Annotated in this window: 21 protein-coding genes; 6 read left to right on the top strand and 15 right to left on the bottom strand. The window is 73.2% G+C overall.

The window, feature by feature from the left end; genetic code table 11:
- Positions 1 to 918 (bottom strand): 2-hydroxyacid dehydrogenase, encoded by a 918-nt coding sequence (locus KZQ38_RS05395; RefSeq protein ID WP_219438951.1) that lies wholly within the window; start codon positions 916 to 918, stop codon positions 1 to 3.
- A gap of 29 nt (positions 919 to 947) precedes the next feature.
- Here KZQ38_RS05395 and KZQ38_RS36910 point away from each other — a divergent pair, with 29 nt between their 5' ends.
- Together KZQ38_RS36910 and KZQ38_RS05385 are read left to right on the top strand one after the other, a co-directional pair.
- Positions 948 to 1,733, top strand: coding sequence for an alpha/beta fold hydrolase (locus KZQ38_RS36910; RefSeq protein ID WP_308258251.1), 786 nt, complete (start codon positions 948 to 950; stop codon positions 1,731 to 1,733).
- 10 nt (positions 1,734 to 1,743) lie between these two features.
- Positions 1,744 to 2,928 carry a PQQ-dependent sugar dehydrogenase gene (locus KZQ38_RS05385; RefSeq protein WP_219438949.1) on the top strand — a complete coding sequence of 395 codons (1,185 nt, stop codon included), beginning with the start codon at positions 1,744 to 1,746 and terminating at the stop codon, positions 2,926 to 2,928.
- A 5-nt stretch (positions 2,929 to 2,933) separates the two neighbouring features.
- On the opposite strand, the gene KZQ38_RS05380 is transcribed toward KZQ38_RS05385, so the two are convergent.
- From KZQ38_RS05380 to gatC, 6 genes are all read right to left on the bottom strand, one after another.
- Positions 2,934 to 5,549 carry a CHAT domain-containing protein gene (locus tag KZQ38_RS05380; RefSeq protein ID WP_219438948.1) on the bottom strand — a complete coding sequence of 872 codons (2,616 nt, stop codon included), beginning with the start codon at positions 5,547 to 5,549 and terminating at the stop codon, positions 2,934 to 2,936.
- Positions 5,550 to 5,616: 67 nt separating this feature from the next.
- Positions 5,617 to 5,925 (bottom strand): hypothetical protein, encoded by a 309-nt coding sequence (locus KZQ38_RS05375; protein ID WP_219438946.1) that lies wholly within the window; start codon positions 5,923 to 5,925, stop codon positions 5,617 to 5,619.
- An 848-nt stretch (positions 5,926 to 6,773) separates the two neighbouring features.
- Positions 6,774 to 8,276, bottom strand: coding sequence for an Asp-tRNA(Asn)/Glu-tRNA(Gln) amidotransferase subunit GatB (gene gatB / locus KZQ38_RS05370; protein WP_219438944.1), 1,503 nt, complete (start codon positions 8,274 to 8,276; stop codon positions 6,774 to 6,776).
- Positions 8,273 to 8,464 carry a hypothetical protein gene (locus KZQ38_RS05365; protein WP_219438943.1) on the bottom strand — a complete coding sequence of 64 codons (192 nt, stop codon included), beginning with the start codon at positions 8,462 to 8,464 and terminating at the stop codon, positions 8,273 to 8,275. Before KZQ38_RS05365 ends, gatB begins: the two co-directional genes overlap by 4 nt.
- The gene (gene gatA, locus KZQ38_RS05360) at positions 8,461 to 9,960 is read right to left on the bottom strand and encodes an Asp-tRNA(Asn)/Glu-tRNA(Gln) amidotransferase subunit GatA (protein WP_219438941.1); all 1,500 of its coding nucleotides are present in this window, start codon (positions 9,958 to 9,960) and stop codon (positions 8,461 to 8,463) included. Before gatA ends, KZQ38_RS05365 begins: the two co-directional genes overlap by 4 nt.
- Entirely contained in the window at positions 9,957 to 10,256 is a 300-nt protein-coding gene (gatC, locus tag KZQ38_RS05355) for an Asp-tRNA(Asn)/Glu-tRNA(Gln) amidotransferase subunit GatC (RefSeq protein ID WP_219438939.1), read from the bottom strand. The genes gatA and gatC overlap by 4 nt, the downstream gene beginning before the upstream one ends.
- A 209-nt stretch (positions 10,257 to 10,465) precedes the next feature.
- Here gatC and KZQ38_RS05350 point away from each other — a divergent pair, with 209 nt between their 5' ends.
- Positions 10,466 to 11,119 carry an ACT domain-containing protein gene (locus KZQ38_RS05350; RefSeq protein ID WP_219438937.1) on the top strand — a complete coding sequence of 218 codons (654 nt, stop codon included), beginning with the start codon at positions 10,466 to 10,468 and terminating at the stop codon, positions 11,117 to 11,119.
- Here the strand turns inward: KZQ38_RS05350 and KZQ38_RS05345 are convergent, their stop codons facing one another.
- The 5 genes from KZQ38_RS05345 to KZQ38_RS05325 form a co-directional block, all read right to left on the bottom strand.
- Positions 11,120 to 11,821, bottom strand: a complete 702-nt coding sequence (locus tag KZQ38_RS05345; RefSeq protein ID WP_219438935.1) for a 3-keto-5-aminohexanoate cleavage protein — start codon at positions 11,819 to 11,821, stop codon at positions 11,120 to 11,122.
- Between the two features lie 281 nt (positions 11,822 to 12,102).
- Positions 12,103 to 12,609 carry a GNAT family N-acetyltransferase gene (locus tag KZQ38_RS05340; RefSeq protein ID WP_219438933.1) on the bottom strand — a complete coding sequence of 169 codons (507 nt, stop codon included), beginning with the start codon at positions 12,607 to 12,609 and terminating at the stop codon, positions 12,103 to 12,105.
- 275 nt (positions 12,610 to 12,884) lie between these two features.
- Entirely contained in the window at positions 12,885 to 15,119 is a 2,235-nt protein-coding gene (ligA, locus tag KZQ38_RS05335) for an NAD-dependent DNA ligase LigA (protein WP_219438931.1), read from the bottom strand.
- A gap of 31 nt (positions 15,120 to 15,150) precedes the next feature.
- Positions 15,151 to 15,795: a hypothetical protein gene (locus KZQ38_RS05330; RefSeq protein ID WP_219438930.1), complete on the bottom strand. Its 645-nt coding sequence runs from the start codon at positions 15,793 to 15,795 to the stop codon at positions 15,151 to 15,153.
- Entirely contained in the window at positions 15,792 to 16,685 is an 894-nt protein-coding gene (locus KZQ38_RS05325) for a LysR substrate-binding domain-containing protein (RefSeq protein ID WP_219438928.1), read from the bottom strand. The genes KZQ38_RS05330 and KZQ38_RS05325 overlap by 4 nt, the downstream gene beginning before the upstream one ends.
- Positions 16,686 to 16,755: 70 nt before the next feature.
- Between KZQ38_RS05325 and KZQ38_RS05320 the strand changes: the two genes are divergently transcribed.
- Entirely contained in the window at positions 16,756 to 17,544 is a 789-nt protein-coding gene (locus KZQ38_RS05320) for a YeiH family protein (RefSeq protein WP_372452205.1), read from the top strand.
- Here the strand turns inward: KZQ38_RS05320 and KZQ38_RS05315 are convergent.
- The 3 genes from KZQ38_RS05315 to KZQ38_RS05305 are packed head-to-tail and all read right to left on the bottom strand — an operon-like array spanning position 17,520 to position 20,804.
- Complete coding sequence (locus KZQ38_RS05315; RefSeq protein WP_219438926.1) at positions 17,520 to 18,266, bottom strand: succinate dehydrogenase/fumarate reductase iron-sulfur subunit; 747 nt, start codon at positions 18,264 to 18,266, stop codon at positions 17,520 to 17,522. The genes KZQ38_RS05320 and KZQ38_RS05315 overlap by 25 nt on opposite strands.
- Positions 18,263 to 20,173 (bottom strand): fumarate reductase/succinate dehydrogenase flavoprotein subunit, encoded by a 1,911-nt coding sequence (locus tag KZQ38_RS05310; RefSeq protein ID WP_219438924.1) that lies wholly within the window; start codon positions 20,171 to 20,173, stop codon positions 18,263 to 18,265. Before KZQ38_RS05310 ends, KZQ38_RS05315 begins: the two co-directional genes overlap by 4 nt.
- A 1-nt stretch (position 20,174) precedes the next feature.
- Positions 20,175 to 20,804, bottom strand: a complete 630-nt coding sequence (locus KZQ38_RS05305; RefSeq protein ID WP_308258250.1) for a succinate dehydrogenase cytochrome b subunit — start codon at positions 20,802 to 20,804, stop codon at positions 20,175 to 20,177.
- Between the two features lie 72 nt (positions 20,805 to 20,876).
- On the opposite strand from KZQ38_RS05305, the gene KZQ38_RS05300 reads away from it, so the two are divergent.
- Together KZQ38_RS05300 and KZQ38_RS05295 are read left to right on the top strand one after the other, a co-directional pair.
- Entirely contained in the window at positions 20,877 to 21,782 is a 906-nt protein-coding gene (locus tag KZQ38_RS05300; RefSeq protein ID WP_219438921.1) for a LysR family transcriptional regulator, read from the top strand.
- Between the two features lie 9 nt (positions 21,783 to 21,791).
- Positions 21,792 to 22,295: a GNAT family N-acetyltransferase gene (locus KZQ38_RS05295; RefSeq protein ID WP_219438918.1), complete on the top strand. Its 504-nt coding sequence runs from the start codon at positions 21,792 to 21,794 to the stop codon at positions 22,293 to 22,295.
- Positions 22,296 to 22,944 lie beyond the last annotated feature (649 nt).

Genomic DNA, 22,944 nt, shown 5'->3' with positions numbered 1-22,944 from the left:
TCAATACTCGCCACGCACCAGGTTGCGCGGCTCCTCCCCGCGCGCGAACCGGGCCACCTCGTCGGCCACGACGGCGTACGCGCGCTCCCCCTGCCCGGCACACGACCCGGCCACGTGCGGCGTCAGGAACAACCCCGGCGCGCTCCACAGTGGATGGTCGGCGGGCAGCGGCTCGGGGTCGGTCACGTCCAGGGCGGCACGCAGGCGGCCCGTCGTCAGTTCCGCCAGCAACGCCCCGGTGTCCACGACGGCGCCCCGCGCGGCGTTCACGAGGATCGCCCCGTCCTTCATGCGGGACAGGAACGCGGCGTCCACCATGCCCTCGGTGGCGGCGGTGAGCGGGACGAAGAGCAGGACCGCGTCGTGGTCGCCGAGCAGGTCGGGCAGTTCCTCGAAACCACGCACGCCGTCGCGGGCGGTGCGCGCGACGAGGGTGGCGGTGGCGTCGAACGGCTCCAGCCGCCGCCGGAACTGCTCGCCGAGGTCGCCCGCCCCGACGACGAGGACCTTCTTGCCCTGCAACGTGTCCGTCGCGTGGTAGGCCCAGCGCCGCTCCACCCGGGCCCGTTCGAACGCCGGGAAGTCGCGGTACAGGGTGAGCAACGCGCCGATGGCCCACTCGGCGGTGCTGCCGCCGTGCGCGCCGCGGCACGTGGACAGCATCACCCCATCGGGCACTGTTCCGATGAACCGCTCGGCACCGGCGCTGAGCAGCTGCACGAGGCGCAGCTTGGGCAGCCGGGCGTAGAACGCGCGGGGGTCCGTGCTCTGCAAGAACTTGGGTACCAGCACTTCGGCGTCCTCGGCGCCGGGCGGCAGCTCGCTGTCGGCGGGCGAGTAGTGGACCGCGCGCACACCGGGGATGTCGGCCAGGGCGCGGACGCCGAGTTCGTCGGGGACCAGCACGGTAAGCGTCACACCCGCACGCTACGGCACACTGTCGGACCATGCGGGAGCGTGACGTGGTCTCCGCGGACGGCACGCGGATCCGGTCGGGTCGCACGGGCACGGGCCCGGACGTGTTGCTGGGCCCGGGTTTGGGCGCGGTGCCCGAGGTGCGGGACGGGCTGCCCGCGCGCGTGCACACCTGGCGCCCGCGGGAGGGCCCGCGCGTGGCGTTGGCGGACCACGTGGCGGACGCGCTGGCCGTGCTGGACGACGGCGGTGTGGAGCGGTGCGTGGTGGCGGGCTGGTCGCTGGGCGTGCCGGTGGCGGCGGAGCTGGCGGTGCGGCACCCGGCGCGGGTCTCGGGGCTGCTGCTGGTGGCGGGCGACCCGTTCGCGGCGCTGCCCGCCGGTGTGCGGCGGCTGGTGGGCGTGTCGGCGGCGACGGCGTTGCGGTTGGCGGGTCCGCTGCTGCACCGGGTGAAGGTGCCGGACGTGTCGTTGTCGCCGGTGGACGTGGTGCGCCGGTTCGCGGGGCACGACTGGGGCTGGTACTGCGCGCTGGCGTCGGCGCTGGACGACGCACCGCCGCGCCCGGACCTGACGGGCGTGACGTGCCCCACAACGGTGCTGGCGGGCCGGTTCGACCTGCCGTCGCCGCGCTGGTCGCTGGGCGCGGTGGCGGGGTTGCCGCAGGCACGCGTGCGGGTGCTGCCGAACACGCACTTCCTGCCGCTGGAGAACCCGCGGGCGGTGGCGGAGGAGTTGGCGCTGCTGCTGGTCCGGGCACGCGGGGTGGAGCGGGCGGTGGCGGACCTGCTCACCTCACGTTCACGGCGGCGCGCCTAGCCTGGGCGTCGTGCGTCGTCTCCGTGGACTGCTGATCGGCTCCGCCGTCGGCCTGCTGGCCGTCGGCTGCGCGAGCTTCCCGGAGCAGCCCGCGCCGACCGGGTGGAGCGCCGCGCCGCAGCTGACGCCGCAGGCGGGCCCGAAGCCGGAGCTGCCGGGCGAGATGCCGAAGGGCCCGGCGCAGGGCCAGCAGCCGGGGCAGTCGCCGACGCCGGTGCCGCCGCCGCAGGGCTGCAAGGACTTCAGCCCGGCCGTGGTGGGCACGTGCCTGTCGCCGGTGTCGGGTGTGGCGATGACGGACGTGAACCAGACGACGGGCGCGGTGACGGCGCTGGCGACGGAGCGGACCACGGGCCGGCTGGTGCGGGTGACGAAGGACGTGGACCCGGTGGTGGTGCACACGTTCGACGTGGACGCGTCGGGTGACGGTGGCCTGACGTCGTTGACGTTGTCGCCGACGTACCCGGAAGACCAGTTGGTGTACGTCTACCTGACGACGGCGACGGACAACCGGGTGGTGCGGATCGCGCCGGGTGACGTGCCGAAGGCGGTGTTGACGGGCATCCCGAAGGGACCGTCGAACAACCGCGGTTCGCTGGCCTACGACCGGACGGGCGCGTTGCTGGTGGCGACCGGCGACGCGGGCGACCCGGCGGCGGCGGCCGACCCGGAGTCGTTGGCGGGCAAGGTGTTGCGCATCGACTCGGCGGGGCAGCCGGCACGCGGCAACCCGACCGCGGGTTCGCGGGTGCTGTCGTCGGGGCTGCGCGCGCCGTCCGGGTTGTGCGTGTCGGGTGACGGCACGAAGACGTGGGTGACGGACGTGGGCGCGTCGGCGGACCTGCTGTACCGGGTGGAGGGTGGTAAGCCGCTGGGCGACCCGGCGTGGTCGTGGCCGGACAAGCCGGGGGTGACCGGCTGCGCGTCGCTGTCGGACGTGATGTGGGTCGGCACGGCGAAGACCGCGGGCACGCAGGTGATGCCGATGAGCCCGGACGGGAGCTTCACCGGCAAGCCGGAGCCGTACCTGGACAAGGAGACCGGTTTCGGGCGGGTGGGCGCGATGGTCATGGTGGACGACAACACGGCGTTGATCGGCACCGTGAACAAGGACCCGGGTGGTGCGCCGGTGTCCAGCGACGACCGCGTGGCGGTCATCGTGCGCATGAGCGGCCAGGACCGCGGCAAGGACTGAGCCGGTCAGCCCGAGCCGAGGCAGACGAACGGCCGGCGCAGCGGGTCGACGGCGATCGCTTCGGCGAGGGCGACGGCGGGTGACGCGCCCGCGGCGAGGTTGTGGTGGAAGTCGGCCATGGCTTCGGCGGACGGCGTGTCGCCGACGCGGCTGGACGCGGCGATGACGGTGCGCGCGCCGTTCGCGAGGAGCGCCCCGGCGAACCCGAGCGGTTCGTCACCGGGCCGGACGCGGTTGAGGGCGAGTTCGCAGGCGGCGAGCACGACCTGCCGGGGTGGGTGGCGGACGCTGCCGATCTCGTGGGCGAACAACGCTCCGTCGACGAGTTCGAGGCGGGAGAACAGGGCGTTCTCGGGTTCGTGCTCGCCGTGGGCGGCGATGTGGGCGAGTTCGACGCCGTCGAGGGCTTCGAGGACGACGTCCACCTTGGCGTCGACCTCGTCGAGGGTCTTGGCGTCGCGGTGGTAGCCGGCGAGGCGGTCGATCTCGCCCTGCGCCGCCTGGAGGTCGGGGCCGCGGACGAGGAGGACGCCGCTGACGGGTTCGCGGTCGGCGCGGGTGGTGGACAGCCAGGACGTGGCCGACGGCACGGCGGTGGTGGGCCGGTTGGCGCACGTCGGCAGCACGCCCCAGGGGACGACGTGGAGCGCGCCGGTGGGCACGACGACGAGTTCCCGGTCACCGATCATCGGCGCGAGGGGTCCCAGCAGGAACTGGTCGAGCTTCTCGGCCTCGCGGCGCGCGGAGGCGGAGATGACCTCGGCCAGCGGTGGCGGCAGGTGGTCGGGCGCGAGGGCGTTGAGGTCGGCGTGCAGGCGGCGGGCGCGTTCGGTGGCCTCGTCGGCGGAGCCGAGCCGCTTCATGCGGACCCGCCCGCCGGCCAGGACGACGGCGACGAGTTCTTCGCCGGACGCGGCGAAGCTGACCATGGCGCGGTCGCCGAGGCGGGCCATCACCTCGTCGGCGGTGGCGACGGGGCGGGGCCTGCCCCACGGGCTCTCGCTCCAGCCCAGGCGCATGGCGTCGCGCTGGCTGGCGGCGAGGCGTTCCTCCAGCTTGGCGGTGGGCAGTCCGTCGAGGCGGGCGCGCAGCAGGGCGCGGCTGAGCTGCCGCACCTCGGCGATCTTCTCGCGGAGCGCGGTGTCCGTTGTGGACTCGACGGGGTCGTAGCGGTAGAGCTGGGCGCGGGTGCGTTCCAGCCAGGTGAACAGGCGTTTGGCGACGGTGGGCGAGTCGCCGTCCTCCAGCACCAGGCGGACGGCGAGTTCGCCGAGTTCGCGGCCGTGGAGGGCGGTGCCGGAGACGAGTTCCAGGCCGCCCATGCGGTCGCGCATCCGGCCGAGTTCGGCGAGGCCCGCCTTGGCCTGGGCGAGCGCGACGCGCTTGTTGCCGCGGGCGAGCGCGAGTTCGGCGCGGCACAGGCGCAGCAGCATCCGGTGGTCGATGGGCGCGAACCGGCGGGTGTTGGCGACACCGCGCAGGAGGTCGGCGGCGCGGTCGACGTTGCCGTGCCGCACCTCGACCCGCGCGGCGAGCACGGTGGCGAGCTTGGCCTGGTCGTGCAGCTTGAGCGCGCTGAGCCGGGCGGCGAGTTCGAGGGCGCGGGCGAGCACGGACGGCGAGGAGCGGCGTGACTCGACGGCGCGGGTGCTGTCGACGCGCAGTTCGATGAGGCCGGCGACGGCCGCCCACGCGGGGCTGCCGCGCCGCACCAGGCGGCGTTGCGCGGAGCGCGCCATGCGGCGGGCCAGCACCAGGTCGCCGTCGGCGAGGGCGGCGGCGCCCCGGTACAGCTCGGCTTCGGCGACGTCCTGCCCGATGCGCTGCCTGCGCAGCTCGGGCAGGACCTCGTCCAGCAGGCGGCCCGCCTCGTCGGCGAGGCCGACGCTGATCATCGCCTCGGCCTGGTCGATGTTCAGGCGCAGCAGCAGGCCGGGTTCGAGGTCGCGGAACGCCCGGTTCGCCTCCTGGTAGCGGCGCAGCGCCTGCGGGATGTCGCCCGCCAGGCGCAGCACGTTGCCCAGCGCGTGGGTGCAGATGGCGGCACGCAGCGGCAGGTCGTGCTCGGCGGCGAGGTGGACGGCGCGGTTGAGGTCGCGCACGGCGTCGTCGATGCGGTGGATCTCGCCGTAGGCGTTGCCGCGGTTGGTGAGCGTGGTGACGAGGGACTGCACGACCTGGCCCGGGTCGCCGCCGTCGGCTTTGGTGCGCTCCAGGAGGCGTTCGTGGTGGGCGACGTCGAGGTCGACGTAGACGATGCCCTCTTCGATGCGGCCCACGCGGAACAGCAGGAAGCCCTGGACGCCGTTGACGAGGCTGGTCAGCTCGTCACGCAGCGGCCCCTCGGGCAGGCCGGTCAGTTCGGCGCGTGCGGCGGCCAACTGGCGCAACCCGTCCTCCAGGCCGTTGGTCTCGGCGAGGCAGAAGGACAGCGTGATCAGCAGCCGGATGCGGACCTCCAGCCGGCCGACCGGGTCCGCGTCCGCCCGTTCCAGCACCGCCAGGCCCCGGCGGAGGATGCGGGTCGCGGTCAGGTAGCGGTTCGCGGATGCGTTCGCCTTGCCCTTGCGGTGCAGTTCACGGGCATCCCCCACGGGATCGGCGGCCAGAGGCACTCTCATATGAGAGCACAAGCAGGCGAACCGCACTGCCACCCGTCCGGGTTCGGCAGTGCGGTCCGCCGGTTGTTCAGTTCTGCGCGGTGACCGGTTCCGTCTTGTGCGTCTGGTACGGGCCGCCCGCGGGGCGGACCGGACCGGTCTTCGCGGGCTCCGGCTCGTGCGGCTGGTACGGACCACCGTCGGGGTCGTCACCGCCCGCCGGCTCGCTGTGGGTCTGGTACGGGCCGCCCTGCGGGGTGACGCCGTCGGTGCCCACGGTCTGGACGCCCGCCCTCGCCGCGGTCAGCGCCACGGCGTCCGGCTCGACGCCGGTGTCGATGTCGGTGGCGATCGAGTCGATCTCCTCGACCAGCCTGGGATCGGTTTCAGCTGACATGCGTTGTCCTCCCCTACAACGGACTCCGGTGATCCCGGAGTGCCGGCTGTGATCTTTGATCATTCGGTGGCCCCCCGGCCCGACCGAACGGCTTAAGCCTGACACAGATGGACGCATCTTTGCGGGGCTAATTCACCGAGAGCGACCAGAACACGTACTTCTGACGGCCCTGACCTGGGCTAAGCGCTCTTTCGAGGATGCCTTTATCACTCGAACGGAGGAACGTGTTAACACAGAGAAGGCGACTCTCGGTCCGCAATAAGGGGGTGCACCGAACGACCGGTCATGTGGAATCACCACCGTCGGCACCCCCTCGGTCACTGTTCGCCACCCCCGGTCACGGGGTAGGCGGCGGCTTCGTGGTGAAAGACCGGGCGGGAGATCGTCAGATACCGGCGAGTGCCGTGTGGACGGTCACTTCGACGGATTTCCAAGCCCTGGCACACGACCGCGGAGCGGGCCCGTGAGCCCGCCCCGCGGTGGATGCGCATGTGGACCGCTCACTTGCGGACCGGGTCGACGGCGGCGCACCGCCTCGGAACCACCGGCTCGTGCGCCGTTCGGGGCAACGCGCCGAACGCGGTGGCCGTGTCGACGGCTCACCGTTCGGAGCAACACGCCACCCACGGGCAATCCGCATCGGTGGCCCGCCATCCGGAGCAAAGCGCCGGGTGCGGGAGCCCGCGCCGGAGGCACGCCGTTCAGGGCAACGCGCTGCCCGAGGCGGCCGTGTCGACGGAGCGCCGTCAGGAGCACAGGCCGTCGAGGCAGGGCACCGCGCGTGGCACGACGTTCGGAGCAACGGGCGGCACGCTGCTCGGAGCAACGCACCGCCCGCCGCGGCTCGGTCAGGAGCAGCGCGCGATGACCAGGTCGCGGACCTTCTTGGCGTCCGCCTGGCCCTTGGTGGCCTTCATGACCGCGCCGACGATCGCGCCCGCCGCCGCCACCTTGCCGTCGCGGATCTTCGCCGCCACGTCCGGCTGCGCCGCCAGCGCCTCGTCCACGGCCCGCTCCAGCGCCGAGTCGTCCGACACGACCTTCAGGCCGCGTGCCTCGACCACCGCTTCCGGCTCGCCCTCGCCCGCCAGCACGCCGGTCACCACCTCGCGCGCGAGCTTGTTGGTCAGCTCACCCGCGTTGACCAGCGCCACGACCCGCGCGATCTGCTCCGGGCTGATGCCCAGCTCGCCCAGCTCGACACCACGCGCGTTGGCCTCCTTGGTCAGGTAGGCCACCCACCACGAGCGGGCCTCGGCGGGTGTCGCGCCCGCCGCCACGGTGGCCGCGACGAGGTCCACCGCGCCCGCGTTCACCAGGTCCCGCAGCTCGGCGTCGGTCAGCGACCACTCCTGCTGCACCCGCCGGCGGCGCTCCCACGGCAGCTCCGGCAGGGTGCCGCGCAGCTCCTCGACCCAGTCGCGGGACGGGGCGATCGGCACCAGGTCGGGTTCCGGGAAGTACCGGTAGTCCTCGGCGGTCTCCTTGGTGCGGCCGGACGACGTGCCGCCGGTCGACTCGTCGAAGTGCCGCGTCTCCTGGACGACCGAGCCGCCGGAGGCCAGCACCGCCGCCTGCCGCGTCATCTCGAAGCGCACGGCGCGCTCCACGCTGCGCAGCGAGTTGACGTTCTTGGTCTCGGTGCGGGTGCCGAACACCTCGGCGCCCTTGGCCATCAACGACACGTTGGCGTCGCAACGCAGCGAGCCCTGGTCCATCCGCACGTCCGAGACGTCCAGCGCCTTGAGCAGGTCGCGCAGCGCGGTCACGTAGGCGCGGGCCACCTCGGGCGCGCGCGCGCCGGTGCCGGGGATCGGCTTGGTGACGATCTCGATCAGCGGCACGCCCGCGCGGTTGTAGTCCAGCAGCGAGTGGTCCGCGCCGTGGATGCGGCCCGTCGCGCCACCGACGTGGAGGGACTTGCCGGTGTCCTCCTCCATGTGCGCGCGCTCGATCTCGACCCGCACCACCTCGCCGTCGTCCAGCGTCACGTCGAGCCAGCCGTCGAACGCGATCGGCTCGTCGTACTGGGACGTCTGGAAGTTCTTCGGCATGTCCGGGTAGAAGTAGTTCTTCCGCGCGAACCGGCACCACTCCGCGATGGAGCAGTTCAACGCCAGCCCGATGCGGATCGCCGACTCCACCGCCTTGCCGTTGACGACCGGCAGCGCGCCCGGCAGGCCCAGGCACGTCGGGCAGACGTGCGTGTTGGGCTCGCCGCCGAACCTGTTGGCGCAGCCGCAGAACATCTTGGTGGCGGTGTGCAGCTCGACGTGCACCTCCAGGCCCAGCACCGGGTCGAACCGCTCGACGACCTCGGCGTAGTCCATCAGCTCGTCCACCGACGTCATGCCTTGCCGTCCTTCCGCAGGCTCCGGACGGCCAGCGCCGCACCGGTGATCGCCACCAGGATGCTCGCGACGGCGTTGGCCAGCGCCAGCTTGTCGTTCTTGCCGCGCGCCGCCTTCAGCGTGGAGAACGCGCTCGTCGCCGCGCCCACCGCGCCCGCCAGCGCGAAGATCCCGCGTGCCTTCTTCATCGCGCACCCGCCAGTTCCGGCACGCTCGCGAGCACGGTGCCGCGAGCCGCCTCGTAAGCCGCCGCCACCCGGTACATCCGGTGCTCCTGCAAGGCGGGCGCCATGATCTGGAGACCCACCGGCAGACCGTCCTCGTCGGACAGTCCGCTGGGCACGCTCATCGCGGGCGTGCCGGCCAGGTTCGCCGGGATCGTGCAGAGGTCCGCCTTGTACATCGCCATCGGGTCGTCGGCGCGCTCGCCGATCTTGAACGCCGTGGTGGGCGTCGTCGGCGACACCAGCACGTCGACCCGGCCGAACGCCTGCTCGAAGTCGCGCGTGATCAGCGTCCGCACCTTCTGCGCCGAGCCGTAGTAGGCGTCGTAGTAGCCCGACGACAACGCGTAGGTGCCGATCATGATGCGCCGCTTGACCTCCGCGCCGAAACCGCGGTCGCGGGTGATCGCCATGACCTCCTCGGCGCTGCGGGTGCCGTCGTCGCCGTGCCGCGCGCCGTACCGCATGGCGTCGAACCGGGCGAGGTTGGACGACGCCTCGCTGGGCGCGATCAGGTAGTAGGCGGGCAGCGCGTAGTCGAAGCTCGGGCACGACACCTCGACGACCTCCGCGCCCAGCTGCTTGAGCTGCGCCACGGCCGCCTCGAACGACCGCAGCACGCCCGGCTGGTAGCCGTCGCCGGAGAACTGGGTGACGACGCCGACCCGCACACCGGACAGGTCGCCGGTCACGCCCTCGCGCACCGCCGCCACGACCGGCGGGACGGGCGCGTTGATGGACGTGGAGTCCATCGGGTCGTAGCCGCCGATGACCTCGTGCAGCAGCGCGGCGTCCAGCACCGTGCGGGCGCACGGGCCGCCCTGGTCGAGGGACGACGAGAACGCCACCAGGCCGTAGCGGGACACGCCGCCGTAGGTGGGCTTCACGCCGACCGTGCCGGTGACCGCGCCGGGCTGGCGGATCGAGCCGCCGGTGTCGGTGCCGATCGCGAGCGGCGCCTCGAACGCGGCGAGGCTCGCCGACGAGCCGCCGCCCGACCCGCCGGGGATGCGGTCCAGGTCCCACGGGTTGCGGGTCGGGCCGTAGGCGGAGTTCTCGGTGGAGGAGCCCATCGCGAACTCGTCCATGTTGGTCTTGCCGAGGATCACCACGCCCGCCTCCCGGAGGCGGCGGGTGACCGTGGCGTCGTAGGGCGGGACCCAGCCTTCGAGCATCTTCGACCCGCACGTGGTCGGGATGCCCTCGGTGGCGAACACGTCCTTGAGGGCCAGCGGGACGCCCGCCAGCGGGCCGACCTCGCGGCCGGCGGCGACGTCGTCGTCGACCCGCCGGGCGGCGGCCAGCGCGCCCTCGGCGTCGACGTGCAGGAACGCGTGGACCGAGCCGTCGACCTCGGCGATCCGGTCGAGGTGGGCCTGCGCGACCTCCACCGCGGACACCTCACGGGCCGCGATCTTGGCCGCCAGTTCGGCGGCGGTGCTGCGGATCAAGTCGCTCATGCTTCCTCACCCAGGATGCGCGGAACGCGGAAGCGGCCGTCCTCGGCGGCGGGGGCACCCGCGAGCGCCTGCTGCTGACCGAGGCTGGGACGCACCACGTCCTCGCGGAACACGTTGGTCAGCGGAACGGCGTGCGAAGTGGGCGGGATGTCCGCGGTGGCGATGTCGCCCACCGTGGCCACCGACTGGAGGATCACGTCCAACTGGCCGGCGAACAGGTCAAGCTCGTCCTCGGTGACGGCGAGCCTGGCCAGGCGGGCCAGATGCGCGACCTCGTCGCGGGAGATGCTGGGCACCTCGTCAACCCCCGTGGGTCGTTTTAGCTCGGATTGGGACCCGACGAGTCTATGGGCAGGTCAGCGTCGGGTCTGACCGGGTTGTCGCGCCCGCGCGCGTGAGGGCGGGATTTTACCGCTCCGCCACGCGCCCGGTGGGTCGGAAAGCGAAGCCGCGTCTGCGAGAATCAGCGGCCGGTATGTCCGCGATACCTTGGAGGCGTTGCGCCGTGTCCTTCCTGATCCGGGTCCAGCTCCCGGACCGTCCCGGCACCCTGGGCGCGGTCGCTTCCGCGCTCGGCGAGATCGGGGCCGACATCCTCAGCGTGGACGTGGTGGAGCGCGGGCCCGGCCTGGCCATCGACGACCTGGTGGTGGAGTTGCCGTCCGGCCGGCTGCCGGACGTGCTGATCACCGCGGCGGAGTCCATCGAGGGTGTCGAGGTGGACGCCGTCCGGCCGTACGCGGGCGTGCTGGACACCCACCGGGAGCTGGAGCTGGTGGAGGAGGTCGCGGAGGAGCCGGCGCGGGGCCTGGAGGTGTTCACCGAGGGCGTCCCGAAGATCATCCGCGCCGGGTGGGCGGTGGTCCTGACGTCGGGCAGCTCGGGCGTGCACCGGCTGACCTCGTCCACGGCGGCGCCGGAGACCCGCATGGACGACCCGCCGTGGATGCCGCTGGCGCGGGCCACGGTGCTCGACGGCGAGGAGTCGTGGGTGCCGGAGACGTGGCGCGAGCTGGGCACCGAGCTGGCCGCCACGCCGCTCGGCAAGCCCGACCGGGTGCTGCTGGTCGGTCGGCCCGGCGGACCCATGTTCCGCGCCGCCGAGGTGGCGCGGCTGGCGCACCTGGCGGGCATCGTGTCGGTGGTCCTGCCCGACTGATCAGCGGGTGGCGTGGGCGACCAGTTCGGCGTTGTCGCGGGCCGGTGAGCCGTCCGGGTTGCGGAGGGTGTCCTCCAGGCCGATGCGGGTGTCCAGGCCCAGGCGGGCCGCGTGGGCCAGCACGGGCCAGGCGCTGTCGTCCTCGCCGTGCAGCAGGATCGGCACGTCGAGCGGTTCCAGGACGTTCAGCAGGGTCTCGACCTCGGCCGGGCCGTCGTCGGGTCGTGCTTCGGCGAGGACGCGCCGGGTGCCCGCGGGCAGGCCCGCGGCGACCAGGTCCCGCGCGGCGCGGGCGTGGAAGACGCCCAGTTCGATCCCGATGCCCGCCTCGTGCAGGGCGTGGGCCGTGTGCTGCCAGCCGTCCTCGTGGACGTTGACCGAGGCGACGTCCGGGCGGCCCGCCGCGAGGCCCGCCCAGCCGGCCACCAGCTCCGCCCGCCGCACCGCGTCGGGGACGATCCACGCGCCGGTCGTCACGCCCAGCTCGGCGGTCGGCACGGCGGCCCGCACCACCGCCACCGCGGTCGCCACCTCCGGGCCGGCCAGCACCTCCAGGCCGACCGCGTCGCGCGGGTGCAGGTGGAAGTGGCGGATGCCCAGTTCGGCGAGGGCGGCCACGTCGGCGGCGAGCTGCTGGGGCGTGACGGGCAGCGCCGGGTGGGCGCCGGGTGGGCGGGAACCGTTCAGGCAGACCTGGAGCACGCCGCTCAGCCTGGCATGGTCGACTGCCCGGGGCGAGCCCGGTCGGGGGTGGGACGCCCACCTGGCGGCGGCTCGGTCAGGGGTGGCCAGTTGTGGGAGGTCGGGGCCGGTCGGCGGTGGTCGGGGGCGGCGGGCAGGAGTCGGCGGGTCGGCGGCGGCGGAAGACAGCCGGGGTGACCGGCGGCGGTCGGGGCCGGCGGTGGTCGGCCGGGGTCGGTGCGCGGTCGACCGGGGGCGGGTCGGTCGGGCCGGATCGGGGCGACCGGTGGCCGGGCGTCGGCTCAGTCCAGTTCGAGGGCGAACGCGTAGGCGACGAGTCGCAGTTCCGGCACGGGGTTCCAGTCGCGCTCCGGGAACCGCCGGAACCCGAGCCGCCGGTACAGGCGGTGCGCCGTGGTCATGGTCTCGGCGCTGCTCATCACCACCCGACGCGCGCCCGCCTCCCTGGCACGCGCGACGACGGCACGCACCAACGCCTCCCCCACACCCCGACCGCGGGCTTCGGGGCGCACCGCGAGCATCCGGAACTCCAGTTCCCCGTCCCGGCTGACCTCGGCGTACGGGGAGCCGGGTCGGGCGATGGTGACCGTGCCGAGCAGGGTGTCCGCCACGTCCACGGCGACCAGCAGCTCCGCCTCCCGCGCCCGCGCGGTCGCGTCGGCCAGCTCGTCGGCGTACCCGCCGGTGTGGCTGTCGACGTACCGGTCGGCGTGGTAGGCGGCCACGGTGAGCACCCCGGCCTCCACCCACTCATCCGCACGCGCCGCCCTCACCACGACCTCGCCCATCACCCCGCCCCTCCCGCCGGTAACCGGTCCAGCCAAACGCCACCGGGGGGTTCGATCAAGGCACTTCGACCAACTCGGTCGAGCCGCCCGCCGAACACCGCGCGACGGCCCACCCGACACCCCCGACGGCCGCCTCGGCAGCCCGCCACTCGGCCCCACCACCGACCTCCCGGCTCGACGACCCGCACTCAGCCCGACCACGCCGATGCCCCGGCTCACGGTCCGCTGCGAGTTCGGCAGCCCGGCCGGGGCGGGCGGGGCCACCCGCACCTGGCCTAGGTGGGTTGTTCGGCCGGCGCGTCCGCCGGAGCCTTCACCGTCGCGTCACCGGCCGCCCCGGCCTCGTCCGCGGCGGGCGTGGCCGCCGCGTCCTCAGCCGCCGGCTCCTCCGCCACCACCGCCACGGCGCGGGCCGCTTCCGGACCCTCCGCCAGCAGCACCCGGAAGCCCGCCTCGTCGAGCACCGGCACCTTCAGCTGCACGGCCTTGTCCGCCTTGCTGCCCGGCGCCTCACCGACCACCACGAACGCCGTCTTCTTCGACACCGACCCGGCCGCCTTCCCGCCACGCGCGAGGATCGCCTCCTTCGCCGAGTCACGCGAGAAGCCCTCCAGCGAACCCGTCACCACGACCGACAACCCCTCCAGGTTGCGGGGCACCGAGTCGTCCCGGTCCTCGACCATGCGGACGCCCGCGGCGGCCCACTTGTGCACGATCGCCTGCCGCCACGGGGTTTCCACCCACTCCCGCACGGCCAGCGCGATCGTCGGGCCCACGCCCTCGGCGGCGGCCAGTTCCTCCTCCGTCGCGGAGCGGATGCGGTCCAGGGAGCCGAACTCGTGCGCCAGCGCGCGGGCCGCGGTGGGGCCGACGTGCCGGATGGACAACGCCACCAGCACCCTCCACAGCGGACGTCGCTTGACGGCCTCCAGGTTGTCCAGCAGCTTCACGGCGTTCGCCGTCAGCTCGCCGTGGATGGTGCGGAACAGGTCGACCTCGGCCAGCTTCGCCGCGTCCAGCCGGAACAGGTCGCCCTCGTCGGCGTACACGGGCGACTCGACCAGCGCCGTCGCGCCCTCCATGCCGAGCACCTCGATGTCCAGCGCGGACCGGGACGCCAGGTAGGCCAGGCGCTCGCGCAGCTGACCGGGGCACCCCTCGGCGTTGGGGCACCGGATGTCGACGTCGCCCTCCTTCATCGGCCGCAGCGCGTGGCCGCACTCGGGGCACGCCGCGGGCATCTCGAACTCCCGCGCGTCCTCCGGCCGGGCCGCCAGCACGGGGCCGAGCACCTCGGGGATGACGTCGCCCGCCTTGCGGATGACGATGCGGTCGCCGATCAGCACGCCCTTGCGCTTGACCTCGCTCGCGTTGTGCAGGGTCGCGCGCGCCACGGTGGAACCGGCCACCTTCACGGGCTCCATCACGGCGAACGGCGTGACCCGCCCGGTCCGCCCCACCTGGACCTTGATGTCCAGCAGGGTGGTCGTCGCCTCCTCCGGCGGGTACTTGAACGCGATCGCCCACCGCGGCGCGCGGGACGTGGTGCCGAGCCGCCGTTGCAGCGCGACCTCGTCGACCTTCACCACCACGCCGTCGATCTCGTGCACGGCGTCGTGGCGGTGCGCGCCCCAGTGCTCGACGTGCGCGTTGATCTCCTCGAACGTCTTGAGCACCGTGGTGTGCGAGGAAACCGGCAGCCCCCACGCGCGCAACGCCTCGTACGCCGCGGACTGGCGGGTCAGCTCGAAGCCCTCGCGCTTGCCTAGGCCGTGGCAGATCATCCGCAGCCGCCGGGACGCGGTGACCTTCGGGTCCTTCTGCCGCAGCGAGCCGGCCGCGGTGTTGCGGGGGTTCGCGAACGGCGGCCGGCCCGCCTCCACGAGCTTCGCGTTCAGCTCCAGGAAGTCCTCCACGGCGAAGAACACCTCGCCGCGCACCTCGACCAGCTCGGGCACGGGGTACTCGTCGGTGCCGGTGAGCACCTCGGGCACGTTCTCCAGCGTGCGGACGTTCAGCGTCACGTCCTCGCCGGTCCGCCCGTCGCCGCGAGTCAGCGCGCGCACCAGCCTGCCCCGCTCGTAGAGCAGGTTGATCGCCAACCCGTCGATCTTCAGCTCGCACAGGTAGTGCGCGTCGGACCCGACCTCCTTCTCCACCCGCTCGACCCACGCGCGCAGCTCGTCGGCGGAGAACACGTTGTCCAGGCTGAGCATCCGCTCCAGGTGGTCCACGGCGCGGAAGTCGGTGGAGAACGTGCCGCCGACCCGCTGGGTCGGCGAGTCGGGCGTGGCCAGCCCGGGGTGCTCGGCCTCCAGCGCCTCCAGCTCGCGCAGCAGCACGTCGAACTCGCCGTCACTGACCGTCGGCGCGTCCAGCACGTAGTAGCGGAACTGGTGGCCGCGGACCTCCTCGGCGAGCGCGGCGTGGCGGTCCCGCGCGGCGGCGGGCACGTCCTCCACGCCCTGCGCGGCACCGTTGGTCTGGTCGGGTGAGTCGCTGCTGGTCACGGGGTGAGCCTAACCAGGGGGTACGACATTTTCAGGCGGGCTCCGCGCCCAGCCCGCGCACGAGGTCGCGGAACTCCAGCAGGCCGATCGCGCCCACCGGCTCGGCGGGCGCGGTCTCCACGCGGCCCAGGCGCTCCGCCGCCAGCCTCTCACCGAGCGTGACGTCCAGCGGGAGGAACGTCATGGTGCGGCGTTGCGCCTCGTCCAGTTCGGCGAGCAGCGGGTGGAACACCGCCACGTCCACCAGGCCGTCGTCCACCAGGGCGGCCACGCGCACGTCGGCGAGCCGGATGCGGCGCGGACCCAGGTTGACCGTGACGCCGGTCGGGTCCGGCACGGGCGGCACCGAGTCGTGGTACTCCCAGATCATGTCCTCCGGCGGCGCGGCGGCCCGCCAGGCGTCGGTGTAGGGGCGCAGCCGCGGGTCCTCCTGCCCGCTGACGACCAGGGCGTAGATGGCGCGTTGGCCGCGCTCCAGGGTGAAGTGCAGGTCGGGGTGCACCGCGGCGACGAGGTCGCACAGCTCGTTCTCCACGCGGTGCGGCTCGTTGTCGCCGAGCGCCGCGCTCACCACCGGCAGCAGCTCGGACCACCGCCGCCAGAACGCCTCCGCCGCCTCGACCGGGTTGGGCAGGTGCACGGGTGACGGCTCGGTGCGGCGGCGGAACCAGCTCATGGGCCCATTGAACTACGGCGGACGGCCACCGCGAGGAGTTCCGCGGCAGGTCCCACCAGCCGCCGCCCGCCGGGCCACACGGCACGCAGCACGCGGCGCAGGTCCAGCCCGGCCACCGGCACCTCGACCAGGCGGCCGTCGGCCAGGTCGGCGGCCGCGGCGAGCACGCTGAGCACGGCGGGCGCGACACCCGCGACGACCGCGCCGCGCACGGCCGTCGTGGAGCCGAGTTCGAGGGCGGGCGGGCACGCGCCGGGCAGCGCCCGGTCCAGGGTGTCGCGGGTGCCGGAGCCGCGTTCACGCACCACGAGCGGGGTGGCGGCGAGTTCGGCGGCGGTCACCGGGCGCCTGGCCCAGCGGTGCCCCGGCGGCACGACCACGGCGAGCCGGTCGGTGGCGACCACGCGTGACGAGAGCCCGCGCAGCGGTCCGGGCGCCTCCACGAACCCGAGGTCGACCGCCCCTTCGCGGAGCAGCACCAGCACGGTCTCCGAGTTGGTGACGCGCAGGCCGACGTGCAGGTCGGGGCGGTCGCGGCGCAGTTCGCCGATCCACGTGGGCGCCAGGTGCTCGGCGACGGTCATGCTGGCCGCGACCCGCAGCTGCGCCGCGTGCTCCCGGCGCAGCGCCTCCGCGCCCGCGAGCAGCCCGGAGACCTCGTCCAGCACGCGTCGCGCCCGTTCGGACACGACGACACCCGCCGGGGTGAGCGCCGAGCCGCGCTTGCCCCGGTCCACCAGGACCAGGCCGAGCCGGCGCTCCAGGGTGGACAGCCGCTTGCTGGCCGACGGCTGCGCCACCCCGAGTTCCTGCGCGGCACGCCCGAGGCTGCCCAGCTCGCCGACCAGCACGAGCAGGCGCAACGACGCCAGGTCGGGTGGTTGGGTCATAGCCCGAGGGTATGACTTCATCGCCGATGTCCGCCTACCGGCGGCACGCCGCGGGGCAGAGCCTGGACCAGTGCTCATCGCCGCGCTCGTCCTGGGTGTCCTGGTCGGAGGGCGGGTGCCGGACCTCTCGTCCCCCACCCGCCGGCTGCTGCGCGCGGGGGTGGTGCTGCTCGGGTTGCAGTTGTCGCTGCCGCAGCTCGTCGCGCTCGGGCCGGGTGTGCTGGTGGCCGCCGTGGTGACGGTGGGCGCGACGTTCTTCGGCACGCTGTGGCTGGGTGCGCGGCTGCGGTTGCCGCGCGGGTTGACCCTGCTGGTGGCGAGCGGGTTCGCGATCTGCGGCGCGTCGGCGATCGCGGCCGTGTCGTCCGAGCGGGACGAGGAGCACGTGGCCACCGGGGTCGCCCTGGTCACGTTGTTCGGCACGGCCACCATGCTGGTGCTGCCGCTGCTCGGCGCGTCACCGGAGTGGATCGGGTTGAGCGTGCACGAGGTGGCGCAGGTCGCCGCCGCCGCGCCCGCCGGCGGCCTGGCCACGGCGATGGCGGTGAAGCTGAGCCGGGTGGTGCTGCTCGCGCCGATCGCGGCGGGCGTGAACCGGCGGCGCGGGCCGGTGGTGCCGTTGTTCCTGGTGGGTTTCCTGGCGATGGTGGCGGTGCGCTCGCTGGACGTGCTGCCGGGCGGCGCGCTGGAGTTCGCCAAGACCTCCGCCACCGTGCTGTTCGCGTTGGCGATGTTCGGGCTGGGCACGGCGGTCCGGCCGCGGAGCCTGCTCGCGACCGGACCCCGTGCCCTGCTGCTGGGCTTGGCGGCGACGCTGCTGGTGTGCTCGGTGTCCTACCTGTCGCTGCGGGTGGTGTGAGCACGCAGCAGGTCGGCGTTCAGGCGGGCGATGGTGGTCAGCGGGATGCCCTTGGGGCACACCGTCGTGCACTCGCCGGTGTTGGTGCAGCCGCCGAAGCCGAGGGCGTCGTGCTCCGCCACCATGTCCCGCGCCCGCGAGTACCGCTCCGGCTGACCCTGCGGCAGCACGCCGAGGTGGGTGGCCTTCGCCGCGGTGAACAACATCGCCGAGCCGTTCGGGCACGCCGCGACGCACGCGCCGCACCCGATGCACGCCGCCGCCTCGAACGCCGTGTCCGCGTCGGGCTTCGGCACGGGCGTGGCGTGGGCTTCGGGCGCGCTGCCCGTCGGCACGCTGATGTACCCGCCGGCGGCCACGATCCGGTCGAACGCACCCCGGTCCACCACCAGGTCGCGCACCACCGGGAACGGGTCGGCGCGCCACGGCTCCACGGTCAGCACGTCGCCGTCCTTGAAGTGCCGCAGGTGCAGTTGGCACGCCGTGGTCGCCTTCTGCGGGCCGTGCGCGACGCCGTTGATCATCACGCCGCACATGCCGCAGATGCCCTCGCGGCAGTCGTGGTCGAACGCCACGGGTTCCTCGCCGGCCAGGATGAGCCGTTCGTTCAGGACGTCCAACGCCTCCAGGAACGACATGTCCTCCGACAGGTCGTCGACCGGGTACTCCACGAGCCGGCCGGTCGCGCCGCTCTGCCGCCAGATCCGCAGGGTGAGTTTCACGCGTAGCTCCGGGTGCTCGGGCGGACGTGGTCGAAGGTCAGTTCTTCCTTGTGCAGCACGGGTTCCGCGCCGGTGAACTCCCACGCGGCGACGTAGGAGAAGCGGTCGTCGTCCCGCCTGGCCTCCCCGTCCGGCGTCTGGCTCTCGGTGCGGAAGTGGCCGCCGCAGGACTCCCCGCGGTGCAGGGCGTCCACGCACATCAGCTCGGCCAGTTCGAAGAAGTCCGCCACCCGGCCCGCCTTCTCCAGCTCCTGGTTCAGGCGCTCACCCGTGCCCGGCACCTTCACCCGCCGCCAGAACTCCTCACGCAGCTCGGGAATGCGCTCCAACGCCTTGCGCAGCCCGGCCTCGCTGCGCTCCATGCCGCACTCGTCCCACATCAGGCGCCCCAGCTCGCGGTGGAACGACTCGACCGTGCGGTCGCCGTCCACCGCGAGCAGGGTCTTCACCCGGCCGCGCACCTCGGACACCGTGTCCGCCACGGCCGGGTGGTCCTCGGAGAGGGGTTCGAAGGGCCCGTCGGCGAGGTAGTCGCCGATCACGCCGGGCAGCACGAAGTAGCCGTCCGCCAGTCCCTGCATCAACGCGCTCGCGCCCAGCCGGTTCGCGCCGTGGTCGGAGAAGTTCGCCTCGCCGATCACGTACAGGCCGGGGATGTTGGACCGCAGGTCGTAGTCCACCCACAGGCCGCCCATCGTGTAGTGCACGGCCGGGTAGATGCGCATCGGCACCTGGTAGGGGTCCTCGCCGGTGATGCGCTGGTACATCTCGAACAGGTTGCCGTAGCGCTCTTCCACGACGTGCGCGCCGAGGCGGCTGATCGCGTCCGCGAAGTCCAGGTACACGCCGCGCTTCTCATCGGAGATGTTCTTCGCCGCACGGGACGCGATGTCGCGTGGCACCAGGTTGCCGAAGCTCGGGTACATGCGCTCCAGGAAGTAGTCGCGCTCGGCGTCCGGGATCTGGTTGGGCGAACGGGTGTCCACCGGGTTCTTCGGCACCCACACGCGGCCGTCGTTGCGCAGCGACTCGCTCATCAAAGTCAGCTTCGACTGGTGGTCGCCGCTGATCGGGATGCACGTCGGGTGGATCTGGGTGAAGCACGGGTTCGCGAACAACGCGCCCCGGCGGTGCGCCCGCCAGATCGCGGTGGCGTTGCAGCCCTTGGCGTTGGTGGACAGGTGGAACACGTTGCCGTAACCGCCGGTGGCGAGCACGACGGCGTCCGCGATGTGCGTGGACACCTCACCCGTGACCAAGTCTCGCACCACGACGCCACGCGCCCGTCCGTCGGCGACGACGAGGTCCAGCATCTCGGTGCGCGGGTGCATCTCCACGCGGCCGGCGTCGACCTGCCGCTCCAGTGCCTGGTACGCGCCGAGCAGGAGCTGCTGACCGGTCTGGCCGCGGGCGTAGAAGGTGCGGGACACCTGCGCGCCGCCGAAGGACCGGGTGTCCAGCAGACCGCCGTACTCGCGGGCGAACGGCACGCCCTGCGCGACGCACTGGTCGATGATCTCCACGCTGATCTGCGCGAGCCGGTGCACGTTCGACTCGCGGGAGCGGAAGTCGCCGCCCTTCACCGTGTCGTAGAACAGGCGGTGCACGCTGTCGCCGTCGTTGCGGTAGTTCTTGGCGGCGTTGATGCCGCCCTGCGCGGCGATGCTGTGCGCGCGGCGCGGGCTGTCCTGGTAGCAGAACGACTTCACGCGGTAGCCGAGTTCGCCGAGCGTCGCGGCGGCGGCGCCGCCCGCGAGGCCCGTGCCGACGACGATCACCGTGCGGTTGCGGCGGTTGGCCGGGTTCACCAGGCGGGCGGAGAACCGCCTGCGGTCCCAGCGGGACTCGATCGGCCCGTCCGGGACCCGCTGGTCGGCGATCGGGGGTCCTTCGGTGTACAAGGGCATGTCAGCTCACCAATCCGGTGAAGACGGCGAAGGGAACGGAGAGGAATCCGGCGCAGATCACGATTGCCACGCCCAGGCCGAGCGCGCGGGACGTGGTCACGCCCAGCGTCTGCGTGGCGCTCCACACGCCGTGCCGGAGGTGGAAGCCCAGGGCCAGCACGGCGGCGGTGTAGGCCAGCACCACGTACCAGTGCTGGAAGTCGGCGACGACGTTGGCGTGGATCTCGCCCGGCACACCGTTCGGGTTCAGCACCCCGACGGTGAGGTCGAGCAGGTGGTAGACCACGAACAACGCGATGACCACGCCGCCCCAGCGCATCGTGCGCGCCGCGTAGGAACCCTGCACGACGCGCCGGTGCTCGTAGCGGCCACGTGCCTTGCGGGCCCGTGCGGTCAGTTGGTACGCGGCGACGAAGTGCAGCACGACGCAGGCGAGCAGTCCGACCCGTACCGGCCAGACCACCCCGATGTCACGCAGCCACCGCCCGTACGCGTCGAGCGCGCCCGGTCCGGCGAAGATCGACAGGTTCCCGACCATGTGCGCGACGACGTAGAGGAACAACGCGGCCCCGGTGACCGCCATGACGGCCTTCTTGCCGATCGTGCTGCGGTAAAGCCGGATCGTGTCCACGCGACCGACGCTAGGAACCGGGGTGACGAGTCGTCCAATACATCGTGAGCTTCCGGACGATAGCCTGGGGCTATGACGCTCCAGCAGCTCGCATACTTCCTGGCAGTGGCTCGGACGCGGCACTTCACCAAGGCCGCCGAGGAGGTGCGTGTGGCGCAGCCCTCACTGTCCAAGCAGATCCACGCGCTGGAGCGGGAACTCGGCGCCGAGCTGTTCAGCCGGGCCCGCGGCAACATCGCGCTGACGCCCGCGGGCGAGGCGCTGCTGCCGGTGGCGAGCCGCATCCTGTCCGATGTGGACACCGCGCGCCTGGAGGTCGCCGAACTCGTCGGGCTCAAGCGCGGCCGGGTGCGGGTCGGCGCGACGCCCAGCCTGTGCGGGAGCCTGTTCGCCGACGTCATCAAGCGTTACCACGACGCGCACCCGGGCATCCGCGTCACCGTCACCGAGGGCGGGTCGCGGGATCTGGTGAGCGCGCTGGAGGCGGGCGACCTGGACCTGGCGCTGGTGATCGTGTCGCCGGCGGACGCGAACCGCGCGCTCACCGTCGTGCCGGTGCTGCGGGAGGAGCTGGTCGTCGCCTCCGCGCGCCCGCTCGGCGTGCCGCGGCTGCGCATAACGGAACTGGCCGACCACCCGCTGGTGATGTTCCGCCCCGGCTACGACCTGCGCGACACGACGCTCGCCGCGTGCCGCGGCGCGGGTTTCGAGCCGCAGTTCGCCGTGGAGGGCGGCGAGATGGACGCCGTGCTGCGGTTCGTGGAGGTCGGGCTGGGCGTGGCGATCGTGCCGAGCACGGTGCTCGCCACCCGGTCGCTGCACGGCACGCCGCTCGCGCCGAGCAGCACCCGGACGGTGGGCCTGGCGCACCGGACGGACGTGGCGCCCACCTCGGCCGCGCGCGCGTTCCAGAGCGTCCTGCTGGGTTTCCTGCGTGGTGCGGAGATGCCCGCGGGCGTGCACCTGGCCACGCCGTAGGCTCGCGCGGTGCTGATCAGACGTGAGACACCCGACGACGTCGCGGCGATCACCGCCGTGACCGACGCCGCGTTCGCGGCCCGGCCCGGTGGCGAGGCGTGGCTGGTGACCGAGCTGCGTGCCGACGCGGGCTGGTTGCCGGCCCTGTCGCTGGTGGCCGAAGCGCCGACCGGCGAGATCGTGGGGCACGTGGTGTGCACACGGGCGACCGTGGCAGGCGAACCGGCCCTCGGCCTCGGACCGCTCGGCGTCCACCCGGACCACCAGCGGCGTGGTGTCGGGTCGGCGCTGGTGCACGCCGTGCTCGGCGCGGCCGACGCCCTGAACGAGCCGCTGGTGGCTTTGCTCGGCGAGCCCGCCTACTACGGGAGGTTCGGCTTCCGGCCCGCCGAGACCCTCGCCGTGACACCGCCGGTGGCGGAGTGGGGGCCGTACTTCCAGGTGCGGACCCTGCACTCCTACCGGGGACAGCGCGGACCGTTCCGGTACGCGGAGCCGTTCGAACGCCTCTAAGCCCTCAACACCGGCAACGGGGCGCGCGCTCCGCCGTGCAACGGCCCTCACAGGCCATAACGAGACGATGAGGAACCGAATGAAAACCGCCCCATCTCACTGAAAAACCACAGGTCAACAAGTGTCTTCCCTGCGCGAGCGGGGGTGCTCCGACCGACGCCACCCCGCCCGGCACGCCCCTGCTGTCTTCCCCGCGCGAGCGGGGGTGCTCCGCTGATGGGCGAGTTGGCGGAGCCGGACCGCAGGTCTTCTCCGCGCGAGCGGGGGTGTTCCCTCGTCGCCGCCCGCCCTTGGACGGCACCACCGTCTTCCCCGCGCGAGCGGGGGTGCTCCCTTCACTCCGGGGCGTCGCCGCACCGGAAGATGGTCTTCCCCGCGCGAGCGGGGGTGCTCCGTCCGCAGACTGGGTCCGCCTGGTCGACCTCCGGTCTTCCCCGCGCGGGCGGGGGTGCTCCCACGATGCTCTGGCCCTGAGTGGCGGCCTGGATGTCTTCCCCGCACGAGCGGGGGTGCCCCGGTCTTCCAGTTCGCCCGGAACACCAACGTGCGGCCTTTCCCGCGCGAGCGGGAGTGGTTCCTCTTCGGGGTAGAGCCGCTGGTGGTCCGCTTCGTCTTCCCCGCCAGCGGGTTCTCCCGCCCCGAAAGCGAT

Origin of the sequence: Saccharothrix obliqua (assembly GCF_019375475.1) — a bacterium.
In the GTDB taxonomy this organism is placed as follows: domain Bacteria; phylum Actinomycetota; class Actinomycetes; order Mycobacteriales; family Pseudonocardiaceae; genus Actinosynnema; species Actinosynnema obliqua.
The sequence above is the reverse complement of the archived record's forward strand: the minus strand, read 5'-3'. Positions and strand labels throughout refer to the sequence as shown.